This window comes from Mycobacterium sp. NGS40, from assembly GCF_059812735.1.
In genome coordinates this window covers 1-307 of the sequence record NZ_JCALDG010000142.1, presented here as the reverse complement: position 1 = coordinate 307, position 307 = coordinate 1, and the positions used below count along the sequence as shown (strand labels likewise).

Below are 307 nucleotides of genomic sequence, written 5' to 3'. Positions count from 1 at the left end.
ATGTATCAGCGGATAGCGCCGATTCCGAGATCCGTGGAACGGCCGAACACCGAGACCGGGCGCTGGCTGGGCTGAGCGGGCGTGTGATCAAAGTCGGCGCCGGCAACGGAATGAACTTCGCGCATTACCCCGGGACCGTGGCCGAGGTCGTGGCGGTCGAGCCAGATGATCACTGCGACGATTGGCCAAACGGGCCGCCGCTAACGAAGTGACGTTGTCGGCGCTGATGGAGCTGATGGGAAAGATCTTTTCGCCGAAGAATCGGCCAACGTTGTCCTACGGTGCGGCCAATTGTCCTGGTGCGAGG

General features: G+C 62.2%; 2 pseudogenes. Both read left to right on the top strand.

Annotation, left to right across the window (positions count from 1 at the left end):
• A pseudogene (locus tag AC5Y5O_RS32310) lies at nucleotides 1-173 on the top strand (SAM-dependent methyltransferase); the annotation flags it as partial.
• A 29-nt stretch (nucleotides 174-202) separates the two neighbouring features.
• Nucleotides 203-307, top strand: a pseudogene (locus tag AC5Y5O_RS32305) (hypothetical protein); the annotation flags it as partial.